The 14,718-nt window shown below is 67.3% G+C and carries 15 protein-coding genes; 12 read left to right on the top strand and 3 right to left on the bottom strand.

All coding sequences use genetic code 11. The features are described 5' to 3' along the window. The first annotated feature begins 7 nt into the window (after positions 1-7). The 4 genes from Verru16B_RS12070 to Verru16B_RS12055 are packed head-to-tail and all read left to right on the top strand — an operon-like array spanning position 8 to position 5,144. Positions 8-691 (top strand): hypothetical protein, encoded by a 684-nt coding sequence (locus Verru16B_RS12070; RefSeq protein WP_069962512.1) that lies wholly within the window; start codon positions 8-10, stop codon positions 689-691. Positions 692-737: 46 nt separating this feature from the next. After that, complete coding sequence (locus Verru16B_RS12065) at positions 738-3,071, top strand: response regulator (RefSeq protein WP_069962511.1); 2,334 nt, start codon at positions 738-740, stop codon at positions 3,069-3,071. A gap of 25 nt (positions 3,072-3,096) precedes the next feature. Continuing rightward, positions 3,097-3,477, top strand: a complete 381-nt coding sequence (locus tag Verru16B_RS12060) for a response regulator (RefSeq protein ID WP_069962510.1) — start codon at positions 3,097-3,099, stop codon at positions 3,475-3,477. Further along, positions 3,474-5,144 carry an adenylate/guanylate cyclase domain-containing protein gene (locus Verru16B_RS12055; protein WP_218918782.1) on the top strand — a complete coding sequence of 557 codons (1,671 nt, stop codon included), beginning with the start codon at positions 3,474-3,476 and terminating at the stop codon, positions 5,142-5,144. Before Verru16B_RS12060 ends, Verru16B_RS12055 begins: the two co-directional genes overlap by 4 nt. 190 nt (positions 5,145-5,334) lie before the next feature. Here Verru16B_RS12055 and Verru16B_RS12050 read toward each other — a convergent pair whose 3' ends face one another. Continuing rightward, on the bottom strand, positions 5,335-6,357 hold the full coding sequence (locus Verru16B_RS12050; RefSeq protein ID WP_083270315.1) for an exosortase/archaeosortase family protein: 1,023 nt from the start codon (positions 6,355-6,357) through the stop codon (positions 5,335-5,337). Positions 6,358-6,413: 56 nt separating this feature from the next. Then, on the bottom strand, positions 6,414-7,088 hold the full coding sequence (locus tag Verru16B_RS12045; protein ID WP_069962509.1) for a DUF2238 domain-containing protein: 675 nt from the start codon (positions 7,086-7,088) through the stop codon (positions 6,414-6,416). A gap of 140 nt (positions 7,089-7,228) precedes the next feature. On the opposite strand from Verru16B_RS12045, the gene Verru16B_RS12040 reads away from it, so the two are divergent. From Verru16B_RS12040 to Verru16B_RS12015, 8 genes are all read left to right on the top strand, one after another. Next, positions 7,229-7,726 (top strand): HIT family protein, encoded by a 498-nt coding sequence (locus Verru16B_RS12040; RefSeq protein ID WP_069962508.1) that lies wholly within the window; start codon positions 7,229-7,231, stop codon positions 7,724-7,726. 60 nt (positions 7,727-7,786) lie between these two features. Next, positions 7,787-8,764, top strand: a complete 978-nt coding sequence (locus Verru16B_RS12035; RefSeq protein WP_069962507.1) for a PhoH family protein — start codon at positions 7,787-7,789, stop codon at positions 8,762-8,764. Next, a complete protein-coding gene (locus Verru16B_RS18345) occupies positions 8,761-9,057 on the top strand; it encodes a hypothetical protein (RefSeq protein ID WP_157772392.1) in 297 nt (98 codons plus the stop codon). Before Verru16B_RS12035 ends, Verru16B_RS18345 begins: the two co-directional genes overlap by 4 nt. Then, complete coding sequence (gene ybeY / locus Verru16B_RS12030; RefSeq protein ID WP_237023409.1) at positions 9,030-9,353, top strand: rRNA maturation RNase YbeY; 324 nt, start codon at positions 9,030-9,032, stop codon at positions 9,351-9,353. Before Verru16B_RS18345 ends, ybeY begins: the two co-directional genes overlap by 28 nt. A gap of 45 nt (positions 9,354-9,398) precedes the next feature. After that, a complete protein-coding gene (locus Verru16B_RS12025) occupies positions 9,399-10,064 on the top strand; it encodes a DUF502 domain-containing protein (RefSeq protein WP_069962506.1) in 666 nt (221 codons plus the stop codon). Between the two features lie 73 nt (positions 10,065-10,137). Continuing rightward, positions 10,138-10,785, top strand: coding sequence for a hypothetical protein (locus tag Verru16B_RS12020; RefSeq protein WP_069962505.1), 648 nt, complete (start codon positions 10,138-10,140; stop codon positions 10,783-10,785). Between the two features lie 247 nt (positions 10,786-11,032). Continuing rightward, the gene (locus tag Verru16B_RS19285) at positions 11,033-11,326 is read left to right on the top strand and encodes a GNAT family N-acetyltransferase (protein ID WP_083270521.1); all 294 of its coding nucleotides are present in this window, start codon (positions 11,033-11,035) and stop codon (positions 11,324-11,326) included. Positions 11,327-11,429: 103 nt separating this feature from the next. Then, positions 11,430-13,982, top strand: coding sequence for an ATP-dependent DNA helicase (locus Verru16B_RS12015; RefSeq protein WP_069962504.1), 2,553 nt, complete (start codon positions 11,430-11,432; stop codon positions 13,980-13,982). On the opposite strand, the gene Verru16B_RS12010 is transcribed toward Verru16B_RS12015, so the two are convergent. Continuing rightward, on the bottom strand, positions 13,967-14,707 hold the full coding sequence (locus Verru16B_RS12010) for a hypothetical protein (RefSeq protein WP_069962503.1): 741 nt from the start codon (positions 14,705-14,707) through the stop codon (positions 13,967-13,969). The genes Verru16B_RS12015 and Verru16B_RS12010 overlap by 16 nt on opposite strands. Positions 14,708-14,718 lie beyond the last annotated feature (11 nt).

The raw sequence follows: 14,718 nt of genomic DNA, 5'->3' as shown, positions 1-14,718 counted from the left end.
CGCGGTCTTGGGCTGGCTCGCCCTGTTGCTGATCCTGTTGAGCCCGGCCGCCGCGGCCCCTCTGCCTGACTATCTGCGCACCGCGCTCACGCAGTTCAAACCCGATGCCCCCGCGGACTGGGCCTACACCCTCACCACCCGCCGGAACGAGACGCACATGGTCGAACGCTACGACCCCGCCCGCCCCCCGGCGGCCCGTTGGACGCTCCTCCAATGGCAGGGCCGCGCCCCCACCCCCGAGGAGGCGGAAAAATACCTCCGTTCCCGCCCCCAAGCCGACTCCGGCGGCACCAAGGCCAATTTCACCAAGGACGATATCGAGCCCGGCAGCCTGACCCTCGTGCGCGAGGACGAATCCGTGTCCGAGTGGACCGGCCGCTTTCGCGAGACCTCCACCGGGGCCGACAAAATGCTCGGCCGCCTGACCCTGCGTCTCCTGGTCGACAAACGCATCCCCCACGTCGCGGAATACCGTCTTTCGCTCCAAGAGCCTTACTCACCCGTACTAGGGGTGAAAATGCACACCCTTGACGTCACCGTCCGCTACCAAGCCCCTGCGGACAGCCACCCCGCCCTTCCCGCTGACCAAACCTCCCGCTTCACGGGCCGGATCCTGTTCTTTTCCACCCAGGAGGAGCTGCAGCTCACTTATACGGACTATACTCCACCCTCCCCGGAGCTATCCCGTTGACTTTGCCCCGTAATCCACAGCCTAGGAGCGTGTTGCCTCTATCCTCGTGAAAAGCCTCTCGTTCCGCTGGCAGCTAACGCTCTTCATTTTGATGATTTGCGGGGTGACCCTGTCCCTCGCCTTCGTGGGCTTGTACCTGTTTGAATCCCGGCAAATCACCTCCGAGGTGCAGTTCCGGCTTGAGAACACCCGCGGCCTCATGGTCTCCAACCTGGTCCCGCTCCTCGAGCAAAACCCCGAGGCCACCGACCTGCAGCTGGGCGCCCTCGGCGTCGATGCCCAGACCGTCGCCGCCGCCGTCTTCACCCTCGATGGCAAACTCCTCGCCCGCTACGTCCGCCAAGGCGCCAAGGAATTCATCCCGCCCCCGCCCAAGGGCGTGACCAAGCTCTTCGATACCCAGCGCTACGTCATCTGGAGCGAGATCGCCTCCACCGAACGCCCCCTCGGCCTGCTCTACCTCAAGGCCGACAAGAGCATCGCCGACGACGAGCGCTTCGCCAACCTCCTCCGCGGCTCGCTCATCATCTTCGCCGGCGCCTCCTTCCTCGCCATCGCCGTCGCCTACCGCCTCGGCGGCCGCTTCACCTCGCCCATCACCGAGCTCGCCCAGGTCTCCACCGCGGTCCGCCGCACCCACAACTACGCCGAGCGCGTCGAAAGCACCGCCAGCGGCGAGATCGGCGAACTCATCGAGTCCTTCAACGCGATGCTCGGCACCATCGAGACCAAGACCACCGAGCTCGAGCAGGCCCGCGCCACCGCCGAGGGCGCCAAGGAACAGCTCGAGGAGGCCAACCGCACCCTCGAGGCCCGCGTCGAGGACCGCACCAAGCTCCTCGCCAAGGCCGTCAAGGACGCCGAGGAGGCCAGCAAGGCCAAGTCCAGCTTCCTCGCCAAGATGAGCCACGAGCTCCGCACCCCGCTCAACGCCATCATCGGCTACAGCGAAATCCTCCGCGAAGACGCCGTCGACGACGGCGACACCCGCACCGCCGAGGATCTCGACAAGGTCCTCAACGCCGCCCGCCACCTCCTCGGCCTCATCAACGACGTGCTCGACATCTCCAAGATCGAGGCCGGCAAGATGGAGCTCTACCTCGAGAACTTCGACATCGCCAAGACGATCAACGAGGTCATCGCCACCGCCCAGCCCCTCATCGCCAAGAAGGGCAACGTCCTCGCCCTTGATTGCCCGCCCGACACCGGCTCGATGCTCGCCGACGCCACCAAGCTGCGCCAGATGCTCCTCAACCTCCTGAGCAACGCCAGCAAGTTCACCGAAAAGGGCACCATCACCCTCAAGGTCACCCGCCTCCCCACCGAGGACGCCATCGACTTCGCCGTGATCGACACCGGCATCGGCATGACCCCCGAGCAGCTGTCCCGCCTCTTCCAAGCCTTCAGCCAGGCTGACGCCTCCACCACCAGCAAGTACGGCGGCACTGGCCTCGGCCTCGCCATCTCCAAGCAGTTCGCCCAGATGATGAATGGCGACATCACCGTCACCAGCGCCGCCGGCGTCGGCTCCACCTTCTCCATCCGCCTGCCCCTCCGCGTCGAGACCAAGAAGCCCAAGATCGTCAACCAGGGCAGCCCCCGCCTTACCCGCTCCCCCTTCCCCGACCAGAAGCGCCCCAAGATCCTCGTCGTCGACGATGACAAGGACATCCGCACCGTCATCACCGAGATCCTCGACCAGAGTGGCTACGAAGTCTTCACCGCCGCGTCCGGCCAGCAGGGCCTCGACCTCGCCGGTCAGATCCTCCCCAACCTCATCGTCCTCGACCTCATGATGCCCGGCATGGACGGCTGGACCGTGCTCACCAAGCTCCAGCACAAGCCGCAGCTCGCCGACATCCCCGTCATCATCCTCAGCGGCGCCAGCGGCCTCGAGATGGCCATGTCCCTCGGCGCCGCCGCCGTGCTCTTCAAGCCGGTCGACGCCAACCAGCTCACCGCCGAGATCGCCGCGCAGCTCGCCCCGCTCCCGCCCGCCTATATCCTCCTCGTCGAAGACGACAACGACTCCCGCACCCTCCTCACCCGCCTCTTCGACGGCGAGGGCTGGAACTCCCGAGCCGCCATCAACGGCAACGCCGCCCTCCGCATCCTCAAGCAGTCCGCCCCCGCCATGATCGTGCTCGACCTGAAGATGGCCGGCATGAACGGCTTCGAGCTGCTCGAGGTCATCACCAAGAACCCCGTGTGGAGCAAAATCCCCGTCGTGATCGTCACGTCCATGGATCTCACCTCCGACATGCGCGACTACCTCACCCCGCGCACCGTCGGCATCCTCTTCAAGGGCCGCTTCAGCCGCGATGACCTCGTCAACGTCATCCGCCCCGCCGTGCAACGGGCGATTGCCGCCCTCGTCTGACCCACCCCTCTCACCCCTCGCTCCCATGCCCAAGATCCTCCTCGTCGAAGACAACGAAATGAACCGCGACATGCTCACCCGCCGCCTCGAGAAGCGCGGGTACGCCGTCTCCGTCGCGGTCGATGGCGGCGAGGGCGTCGCCAAGGCCGCCGCCGAGGTTCCCGACCTCATCCTCATGGACATGTCCCTCCCCGTCCTCGACGGCTGGGATGCCACCAAGCAAATCAAGGCCAACCCCGCCCTCGCCGGCATTCCCATCATCGCACTCACCGCGCATGCCATGGAAAGCGACCGCCAGAAGGCCCTCGGCGCCGGCTGCGACGATTTCGACACCAAACCCGTCGAGCTGCCCCGCCTCCTCATGAAGATCGAGGAGCTGCTGAAAAAGTTCCCGCCCAAGGCATGAACGTCCCCGACCCCACGCCGGCGGCCGCTCCCCTTCCTCCCGCCACGCTCACGCCTCTGCTCAAGGCGCTCCGGACCCGCGACCACGAGGGCCTGTCCAAGCTGCGTCACGCCCTCCGCACGCCCCTCAACCAGATCATCGGCTACAGCGAGCTCCTGATGGAGAACGCCGAGGAGGGCGGCACCACCACCCTCCTCCCCGAGCTCAAGCGCATCCACAGCGGCGGCGGCGAACTCCTCGCCCTCATCAACGACGCGCTCGCCGGCTGGAAGATCGAGGCCGGCAAGGTCGATTTCGCCGCCCTGCGCGACAACCTCCGCACCCCCCTCACCGGCGTCATCAGTTTCACCACCCAATCCATCGAGAAGGCGCGCACCGCCGGCCAGGTCAGCATCGCCAAGGATCTCGAAAAGATCCTCCGCGCCGCCCAGAACCTGCTCGCCCTCGCCGAGAACTCCGACCCCGCCGACCTCACTGAGCACGGCACCGGCTCGGCCTCCCCCCTCGCCGAGGATCCCGCCTCCGCCCTCGTCAGCCTCGGCTCCCCCCTCCTCGGCGCCCCCACCGTCACCCCTCAGGATTTCGGCATCTCCACGTCCCCGCTGCCCACCGCCCGCATCCTCTGCGTCGACGACGACGAGATGAACCGCGACATGCTCATCCGCCGCCTCGACAAGCTCGGCTACGATGTCACCGAGGCCGTCAACGGCCGCGAGGCCCTCGCCAAGCTCAAGGACCGCGCCTTCGACCTCGTCCTCCTCGATATCCTCATGCCCGACCTCGACGGCTTCCAGACGCTCGAGTTCATGAAGGCCGACCCGCGCCTCAAGCATATCCCCGTCATCATGCTCACCGCCCTCGATGACGTCGACAGCACCGTCCGCTGCATCGAGGCCGGCGCCGAGGACTACGTCCCCAAGCCCTTTAACGCCGTCGTCCTGCGCGCCCGCATCACCGCCTCGCTCGAAAAGAAGCGCCTCCGCGACCAGGAACAGGCCTTCCTGGCCCAGCTGCAGGTCGAGCGCACCAAGTCCGACCGCCTCCTCCTCAATGTCCTGCCCAAGGCCATCGCCGAGCGCCTCAAGGCCGGCCACCGCACCATCGTCGACAGCTTCATCGACTCCACCGTGGTCTTCGCCGACATCGTCGGCTTCACCCGCATTTCCTCCCGGCAGTCACCCCAGCGCACCGTCCAGCTCCTCAACGAGCTGTTCTCCAGCTTCGACCGCATCGCCGAGCAGTTCGAGGTCGAGAAGATCAAGACCATCGGCGACGCCTACATGATGGTGAGCGGCATTCCCGTCATCCGCGCCGACCACGCCGAGGCCTGCGCCGCCGCCGCCTTCGAACTGCTCGAGGCCGTCCGCGCCTTCAACCGCCGCCACCAGGTCGAATGGGCCGTCCGCATCGGCATGAACAGCGGCCCCGTCGTCGCCGGCATCATCGGCACCAAGAAATTCGCCTACGACCTCTGGGGCGACACCGTCAACATCGCCAGCCGCATGGAATCCCACGGCCAGCCCGGCCAGGTCCAGGTCTCCGAGGTCACCAAGCAGCTCCTCGAGGGCAAATACGACTTCGTCCCCATGGGCGTCATCGAGATCAAGAACTCCTCCCCGATGCCGACCTATCTCCTGCAGAAAAAGCCGGCCGCCCCCGCCCTGTAGGGCCGGCGTCCGCGCCGACCTCGCCCCCGCCGTCGGCACCCGCCACCACCTTACCGTTTGCTTAGCCGGACTGGCCTTGCTGTAGGGCGGAATCGCCTGCCCTGAGCCAGTCGAACGGGCCGAATCCCGCCACGCCCGCGGCGAAATCAGCGCCCACGCCACACGGGGATTAAACTTCCCGATTTTGCCCTCAAGTCCCCGCCCCCGCCCGCTCCACCCGCAGGTTGAGCAGCGGCACCAGCACCAGCAGCCCCGCACAGGTCAGGCCCAACACCGCATAACCGGCCACATCGTGCACCGTCCCGCTGATGGCCTCGGGCCCATGCGCGTAAGCCCAGCCCGTGAGGAAAAGACTGCGCCCGAGATTCATCAGGAACGCGAACCCCATCGAGGCCCCGACCAGCACCGCCTTCTTCCAAAACTCCGTGAAGAACGCCGCCCCGAGGAACGACCCCGCAAACAAACACGCCGTCAGCGACCGGATCCCCGAGCACGCATCCGCCACCCCCACCGGTCCCTTCGGCAGCATCAACACGTTGCCCTGCTGCTCCAGCGGATAGCCCAACAGGTCGAAACTGAACGCCACCACCGTCACGACCTTCCGCAACAGGAATAGGCTGATCTGGGACTCGATCGCCGACACCAGCGGCGCCGAGATCAGCCACACCAGCACCGGAAATAAAAACAAGACCGCCACCCGGAACCGCGGCTCCCGCCCCAGCTCCGCGATGCCCCGGGCTGGAGGACCCGCATCCCCGCGGGCCGGACCCGGATTATCGCCCCCGCCCGCATTGAAAAAAATCAACGGCAGCACGATCCCCACCATGCCCAGCGTCAGCGCAAACGTCCCCGGCTGCGAGGTCCCCGCTCCCGCGCGATAAAACGCCCCGAGCAGAAAGAACAACGCGCCCAGCACCAGGCCCGTGCCGGCCGCAACGTTCAACGTCCACCGCGCCCACCGCGGCCCCGGGGCCGCCCCCGCCGCCTCCCGCACCCGCGCCGTGATCATCGCCCACCGGTCATACACCATGTAGGCCGTGAACAACGGTACCAGCCACCCAAACGAATAATCCTCCTTCCGCTCCCACCAGTGCGACTGGTCCCACGCCACGAACGCCATGAACCCACCCGCCAACCCGAGCGCGGCCAGGAAATTTCCCGGCACCCGCGGACCGGGTTCGGTTTTGGCTTCGGCTTGGTTCGCGTCCGTCATTCCCGCCGAGCAAAGGCAAGCCCCGCCCCCACGCAAGCCGGGAGGGACGTACCAGCTCAGCGATCCCGCCTGAGCAGGTTAGCCATCGACCGGTCATGCAAGCGGCCGAGCAACCCCACCGCCACGATCGCCCCGCCCAGCGCCCACGCCATGTCCGACTGCGTGTCCCACACGTAGCCTTGCGTCCCCAGAAAATCCTCTGCCGCCGCCCCGCTCGCCGCCGCGACCCACCACTCCAGCAGCTCATAAAACGCGCTGAACGCCAGGCACACGCTCACGACCAGAAACCCCAGCCATCCGCTTCTTACTGTAGCCGGCCTCGCTGAGGCCGGGCCGGGGTCAGCGACCCCGGCTACAGCACAGCCACCCAGCGGCGATAACCGCACCAGAATCTCCCGCACCAAAATCGCCGGCACAAACCCCTGCGCGAAATGCCCGAGCTTGTCGTAGTTGTTCCGCGTCCAGCCGAACCACTCCATCGCCCACTCGCCCAACGGCACCCGCGCATAAGTGTAATGCCCGCCGACGATCAAAATCACGCTGTGCACCCACAGCAGCCCCAGCAGCAGCGACGACAACGGAAACCGCCGCCGCACCACGAGGGCCAGCGGCATGCCGATCAACACCGGCACCACTTCCAGGAACCACGTGAACCGGTCGTGCGGCCCGACGGCCGACCACAGCAGCACCGGAAGCAACAACCCAACAAACCAGGCAAGTCGGCGATCCATCCCCGCACTGTGCCTCCGCTCCACCCCACGGCAAGCCACCGCTACACCCAGCTGGAACCACGGCGACCTCGCCGGGCTCTTTCCCACCCAAACCCCGCTTTGACATCCCCCCTCCACCGGACAACCCTGCCCGCGAAATCATGGACCACCTGCACGCCTACTGGCGCATGGAATACATCGAGGCCCCCCGCCTGCCCGAGGGCGCCAATCCCTTCGCCGCCCTCCCGCTCCTGGGCAACGACGCCGAGGCTCTCATCATCCACCGCCGCCCGCTGTCCTACCTGATCCTGAACCGCTACCCCTACAATCCGGGCCATCTCCTCGCCATCCCCTTCCGCGCCGCCACCGATCTCACGGAACTCACCCCCGCCGAGCGCGCCGACCTGATGGACACCATCATCTTCGCCAAGGAAATCCTGCAGGCCGCCGTCAACCCCAACGCCTTCAACATCGGCTTCAACCTCGGCGCCGCCGCCGGCGGCAGCATCCCCCATCTCCACGCCCACATCGTCCCCCGCTGGAACGGCGACACCAACTTCATGCCCGTCATCGGCCAGACCCGCGTCCTCCCCCAATCGCTCGAGGCCATGTATAACCGCCTCAAGGACACCGCGGACAAGCTCACCGCCAGGATTTGAAATAATTCCGCCTGCCGGATTCTTCCTTCTTCCTTCCGCTTTCTTCCTTCCTCTGCCCCCGTGCCCGTCTCCAAAACCCTCACCTACCCCAGCGCCCGCCACGCCAGCCAGCTCTACTGCGCCGCCGAGGACAATCTCGCCCGCGCGGAAAAAATCCTCGGCGTCCGCCTGGTCACCCGCGATGACTGGCTGAAACTCGACGGCCCCGCCGAGACCGTCGCCCGCGCCGAGGAATTCTTCAGCCTCCTCAACACCGGCCGCGCCCAGGGCCTCGCCTACCGCACACCCGACTTCCTCCGGCTGCTCGACCTCTACGCCCGCGACGACGGCACCGCCCTGCGCTCCCTCATCAACGACCCCGTCGTCATCGCCACCCGCCGGAAGAGCATTGTCCCCAAAACCCTCGGCCAGAAACTCTACCTCCAGGCCATCCAGCGGAACCCCGTCGTCTTCGGCATCGGCCCCGCCGGCACCGGCAAGACCTACCTCGCGATGGCCGCCGCCATCTCCGCCCTGCTCAAAAACCAGGTCCAGCGCATCATCCTCACCCGCCCCGCCGTCGAGGCCGGCGAAACCCTCGGCTTCCTTCCCGGCGACCTCCGCGAGAAAATCCTCCCCTACCTCCGCCCGCTCTACGACGCCCTCCACGACATGCTCGACGCCGCCGACGTCACCGCCCTCTCCGAGAAAGGGGTCATCGAGATCGCCCCCCTCGCCTACATGCGTGGCCGCACCCTCGCCAATGCCTACATCATCCTCGACGAGGCCCAGAACACCACGCCCGAGCAGATGATGATGTTCCTCACCCGCCTCGGCGACGAGTCCCGCATGATCGTCACCGGCGACATCACCCAAATCGACCTCCCGCGCGCCAAGGTCTCCGGCCTCGTCCAGGCCCCGCGCATCCTGCGCAACATCCCCGGCATCGACTTCCACCACTTCACCCCCGCCGACGTCGTGCGCCACCCCCTCGTCCAAAAAATCCTCGAAGCCTACGAGCAAGCGAAGAACGGCGAACCCAACGGACCGCACGCGTGAAGCGCGAGATCTCCATCAGCAACCGCCACCCCCGCCTGCGCATCCCCCGCGCCGCCGTAGCCCGGGTCATCGGGCTGCTCGACGCCGAATTCAATATCCTCCCCGGCGACCTGCCCCACCTCAGCCTCCCCCGCAACCGCCTGCAGAATCTCAAATCTGAGATCGCAAATCTCAAATTGCCGCAGGCGGCCCCCGCCTGCCCCCCGGCGAACTCTCTCTCGTCTTCCTCACCGATCCCGCCCTGGCCAAAATCCACGCCGACTTCATGGGCGACCCCACCGCCACCGACGTGATCACCTTTGAGGGCGACCCCCTCGCGGAACTCGCCGGCGAAATCTGCCTCTCCGCCGACACCGCCTGGTCTTTTGTAGGGGCGCACCTGGCGCGCGCCCGCGGCCGCGCACCAGCCGCATCCCTCCAAAACGCCTTCGCCACCGAACTCACCCTCTACCTCGTTCACGGCTGGCTCCACCTCGCCGGCTACGACGACCTCCAGCCGGCGAAAAAGCGCCGCATGCGCGCCGCCGAGGCCCGGGCCATGAAATTGTTGCTGTCGGCCGGGGCCGTGCCGGCCTTCCGCCTCCTCTGAATTCCCTTTGCGTCTTTGCGACTTTGCGTGAGCCTGTCGCCGTCCATGTCCGAGACCCGCTTCACTTCCCTCCGCAACGCCTTCCTCACCGGCATCCTCCTGGTGGCCCCGCTGGTCGTGACCATCTGGGCGGTCCGGCTGATCATCAGCTTCGTCGGCGGCTCGATCACGCCCCTGTTTTTCCCGTACCTCCCGGAGCCCCTGCAACACCTGTCCCCCATCTTCTGGGACGTGGTCACCACGATCATCGCCCTCGGCCTGATCACCCTGCTCGGCTACGTGTCGCGTCATTTCCTCGGTCGCCTCATTGGCGCAGCCACCGAGCGCTTCATCCAGAACATCCCCGGCGTCGGCGGCTTCTACAACAGCGTGAAGCAGTTCATCGAAACCTTCGGCGCCAAGGACCGCATGCAGTTCAGCAAGGTCGTGCTCGTGCAGTTCCCCCGCGCCGGTGCCTACACCATCGGCTTCGTGACCAACCAGGCGCAAGGGGAACCCCACTCCCGCCTCGCCGGCGAACATTGGGCCGTCTTCGTCCCCACCTGCCCGAGCCCCGTCAACGGCTTCTTCCTGTTTCTGCCCCGGGGTGAGCTCATCGAACTGGAGATGTCCGTCGGCGACGGCATGAAGACCGTGATTTCCTGCGGCGCCGTACTTCCCACCTGGTCCAACCCCGCCGCCGCCAAGGCCGCACTCGGCCAGTCGCTGTAGGGCGGAATCGCTGATCCCGCCTCCCCGCGCGGATCTGCCTTCGTGCTCTGTCTTCTGCCCTCCGTCCTCCCAAATGCCCGGCCCGCAGCTCCAGACCACCGCCTTCATCCTCGCCCGGCAACCCTCCGGTTCGGACAACTTTGAGCAGCTGACCGCCTTCTCCGCCGAGCACGGCGTCCTCCTCTGCCTCACGCGCCTGCCGAAAACCGCCAAGCCGGCCTCCGCGCGCCGCACTTCGGCGGCGCCGAACGAAGGCCGGCTGGACCTCTTTGACGAGGCCGAGCTCTGGCTCGAATCCTCCAGCCAGGGCCGCACCTGGTTCATCAAGGAACATCGCCTGATCCTCCGCCACGACGGCATCGGCCGCTCCTACGAGGCCCTCAAGACCGCCGCCGCCTTCGGCACCCTCCTCGCCCGCAATCCCGTGGCCGAGGAATCCCGCGCGCCCGTCGCCGCCCTCCTCCGCTCCAGCCTCGGCGCCCTCGCCGCCGGCGGCCGCCCCGACATCGTCTGGTTGAAAACCCTCTACTGCCTCCTCCGCGACGAGGGCTACCCCGTGAAACAACAATGGTGGCCCCTGCTGCCTGCCGGCGACCGCAACACCGCCGCCCAGCTCCTCAACCAGCCCCTCGCCGCCCAGACCGCTGACGCCCCCACCGTCACCGCCCTCACCCGCCGCCTCGAAGCCTGGGTCGCCGCCGAAACCGAAATCCGCCTGTGAGAGACTCTTCCCGTGGGCGGTGAGCTCGCTCACGCCACGATCACCAATCCAGCGGCGCCACCCCGTCGGAGCCTTCCAGACACCCCATCTTCCATGCCCCTCAAAATCCGCCCCCTGCGCCGCCCCGACCACCCCGAGTGGCTGCGCCTGCGTTGCGCGCTCTGGCCGGACTGCGCCCCCGCCATGCACCGGCTGGAAATGAAGGAACAGTCCGCCCGCTCCCGTCTCCGGGCCGTGCTCGTGCTCGATCGCAGCGATCGCCTCGGGGCTTCATCGAGCTGTCCGTGCGCCCACGCGTCGACGGCGCCCGTTCCCCCGGGTCGGTTTTGTCGAGGGCTGGTACCTCGATCCCGACCTGCGCCGGCAGGGCTGGGGCCGGCGGCTCATCTCCGCCGCCGAGGCCTGGACCGCCGCCCGGGGCCTCACGGAACTGGCCAGCGACGCCGAGCTGGCCAACGCCGTCGGCATCGCCGCCCACCAGGCAGCCGGCTTCCGCGAAACGTTCCGCCTGGTTCATTTCCTCAAGCCGGTCAAAAGGTAGTCTGAACCCCTCCCGGCCCGCCGCGGCCCGGCACCGAATCAGCGCCCGGCCCATCCTACCGTTGCCCTCGCCGCGTTCTTCCGCGTAATCCGCGGGGCCCGTCATGCATTTCTCCCTCGAGACCAAAACCGTCACCCTGAGCGTGGGCGACTTCGCGGGCTTCAGCCTCGGCCCGCAAGACAGCGGCGGCGGGCCGCAGGGCATCTGGCGCGCGCAGCTCGGCCAGCATTGGCACAACGAGCTCCAGAAGCGCACCGAGCAGGAATTCACGGTGGCCGGGGCTTTGCGCCCCGACGTCAAATTCGAGGTCCCCATTCAAGGCCGCCTCCTCCACCGCGGCTGGACCTACGAACTTCAAGGCCGCATCGACCAGCAGATCGGGGATACCCTCCGCGAAATCAAAAGCGTGATGCGCCCGCTCCCCGCCGAGGAGACGGCCCTGCGCGCCGATTACCCGGCCTACTTTCTCCAACTCGCCGCCTACGTCGTCCTCCGCCGCACGCAAGGCGCCAAGACCACCCGCGCCGAACTCATCTTCGTCGAGGCCGGCTCCGGCTTGGCGCAGACCATCACCCTCACCCCCTTCGACGAGGCGCTGGTCTTCCACCAACTCGATATCCTCGGCGATTTCCTGAACCAGCAGCTCCGCGCCACCGCCCGCCGCCGCTCGCTGCAATTCCGGTCACCCTTCGCGTCCCTCCGCCCCGGCCAGGAAACGATCCAGTCCGATCTGTCATCTGCCCTCCGTCCGTTTGCCTGGGTTTCACGCAGCGAGAACCAAGGTCAAACACCGGGCCGCCAGCAGGCGGCAACGGCGCCGTCCTCGGTTGTCTTGTTCGAAGCCCCCACCGGCTATGGCAAGACCGGCTGCGTCCTCGAGTACGCCCTCGGCCAGCTCAAGGCCGGCCGCTTCGCCCGCCTCATCTGGCTCACCGGCAAGTCCACCGGCCAGATCCAGGTCATGCACACCCTCCGTCAAATGACGGCCCCTGACCTGTCCCTGCCCCCTTCCCCCTTGTCCCCTGCGGCCACGCCGCTCGCGGTCTGGCAGGTAAGAAACAAGGCCGAGCACTGCGTGAACCACACCTTCCACTGCGTCCGCGACAGCTGCGACTATCTCCGCGATTGCGCCGAGCGCTGGCCCGGCAGCGGTCTCGCCCGCTTCCACCTCGACGACCGCGAGGCCCGTGACCTCGACACCCTCAAGGCCGCTGGCCGCGCCGCGACGATCTGCCCCTACGAGATCACCCGCGCCGCCCTGCCCTTCAACGATGTCTGGATCGGCGACTTCAACTACGTCTTCGCCCCCGACAACCGCGGCCTCTTTTTCGACCAGCCCGGCTTCGATCCCGCCGAAACCCTGCTGGTGATCGACGAGGCGCACAACCTCCCCTCCCGGGTCGCCGGCGCCTACTCCCACCGCGCCACCGAATCCGAAGCCCATCTCCTGCTCGCCGAGCTCGATCACCTCTCGGCTCCCGCGCCGCTGGTGCTCGCCGTCGAGGCCTGGATCCGCCTCCTCGCCTCGCTCCAACCCGCCGAATCCCTCGACCCGATCACCGAGGCCGAGATTCGCGACCTCGTGGAATCCATCGTCAAGCTCACCACCACCCACCCCCTCGACTACGCCGCCCTCGGCCCGGTCCACAGCGAGACGCTCTGGTCCTTCGCCGCCCTCGCCAACTTCATGGCCGACCCGACGCTGAAAAAACTCATCTGGGTCGCGCGGCCAGGCCAATTGGAATTCACCTGCGTGGACGCCGCCGCGGCCATCGGGGCGACCCTGAAACCCTTTGGCGGCGCCATCCTGATGTCCGCGACGCTGTTCCCCTACGCCGAATTCGCCGAGTCCTGTGGCCTTAATGGCGTTGAGGTGGAACCGGCCCTCCGCGCAGGTTCAGCCCGCGCGGAGCCCGCGCACCTTCCCTACACCACCCTCGTCGCCCCCACCCCCTGGCGCGCCGGGGCCTACGACGTCGCCGTCGACCTCCGCGTCAGCACCACCTACCGCGACCGCGCCAGCCACCACCCCACCACCGCCGCCACCATCGCCGCCCTCCACGAGGCCGCTACTGGAAAAATCGCCTCTGGAGAGGGGTGGCCGCAGGCCGGGGTGTGCAGGTGCGTCGCCGTCTTCTTCCCCTCCTACGCCTACGCCGAGTCCATTCAGAAAACCCTCGCCGACTACGGCTCCGTCCTGCGCGTGGCCCTCCAGCCCAAGCTCCCCGACCTCGCCGCCCAGACCGCCTGGGTCGAGGAAAACCTCGCCCTCAGCGACGTCCTGTTCCTCGTTCTCGGCAGCAGCTTCGCCGAGGGCATCGACCTCCTCGGCGGCCGCGTGACCCACGCCATGGTCGTCGGCCCCGCCCTGCCCGAGGTCAACGCCGTGCAAAAGGCCCGCATGGACGTCCTGCACGACCTCGGCCGCGACGCCGCCTTCCGCCGCGTCTACCAGATCCCCGGCCTCCAGAAGGTGAACCAGGGCCTCGGCCGTCTCGTGCGCGCCCCGGGACAGAAAGCCAAGGTCCTGCTCCACTGCCGCCGTTTCGCCGAACCCTCCTACGCCGCCCTCCTCGCCGCCGACTACCAGCTGTACCGGGAAATCGGCGACGAGTCAGACCTGCGCGCCTGGCTGGCCGGTCACTGCGACGAGTAGAAGTAGAAATACCCCCAGAAAGTGCCGATCAGGGTCGAGCCCACCGCCCCCAGGACCAGCAGGGCGAGCGACAGGCCCACCCGGCGTCGCAGGTACTGGTTGAGGAGGACCGCCACCGCGACAACGAGGCTGAATCCCAGGATCAGGATAATCTTGGTCATGCCCAGCTGCGCCAGCGCCTGCCGGCTCAGCACCGGGGCGAAGCGGTCGAGAAACTCTGTCAACGTCCCGCCCAGGAAAACGAGCCCCAGCCACAACCCGAGGCAGTGCACCACGTTCTTCGTGCACGCGGCCGCTGCCGCCACCGTCAGGGTGAGGACTGCAAAGATCAGGGCAAGCAGCCCATATTCCTGCAGCTGCTCCGCGAGCGCCGTGCCGCCGGCCAGGCGGCGCAGCCAGAGGGCGAGCACCGGCACCAGGATGAAGATCAGCCCGAGCTGGATCAGCTTGCCGCCCAGCAGGCGCGGGGCCGACAACGGCAGCGTCCGCCAGTGCACGTCGGGGGCGGTCGGGTGATCGGCTTGGATGATGCCCGCGATGTACGCGAAGCTCGAGACGAGCATCAACAACATCGCGGTCAGCTGCAGGAAATCCCGCACATCGCCCCGGGGGCCCGCCAGGTTGATGGAATGCAGGAACAGATAACCGAGGCCGAGCACCCAGATGAGCAGGGTCCAGCGGAACAGGACGAGATCCTTGCGGATGACATGGAGCATGAGGTTCATGGTCGGATGAT

The sequence above is a fragment of the Lacunisphaera limnophila genome, assembly GCF_001746835.1.
In the GTDB taxonomy this organism is placed as follows: domain Bacteria; phylum Verrucomicrobiota; class Verrucomicrobiia; order Opitutales; family Opitutaceae; genus Lacunisphaera; species Lacunisphaera limnophila.
Note: the sequence above shows the minus strand (reverse complement) of the source record. Positions and strands in the feature narration are given on the sequence as shown.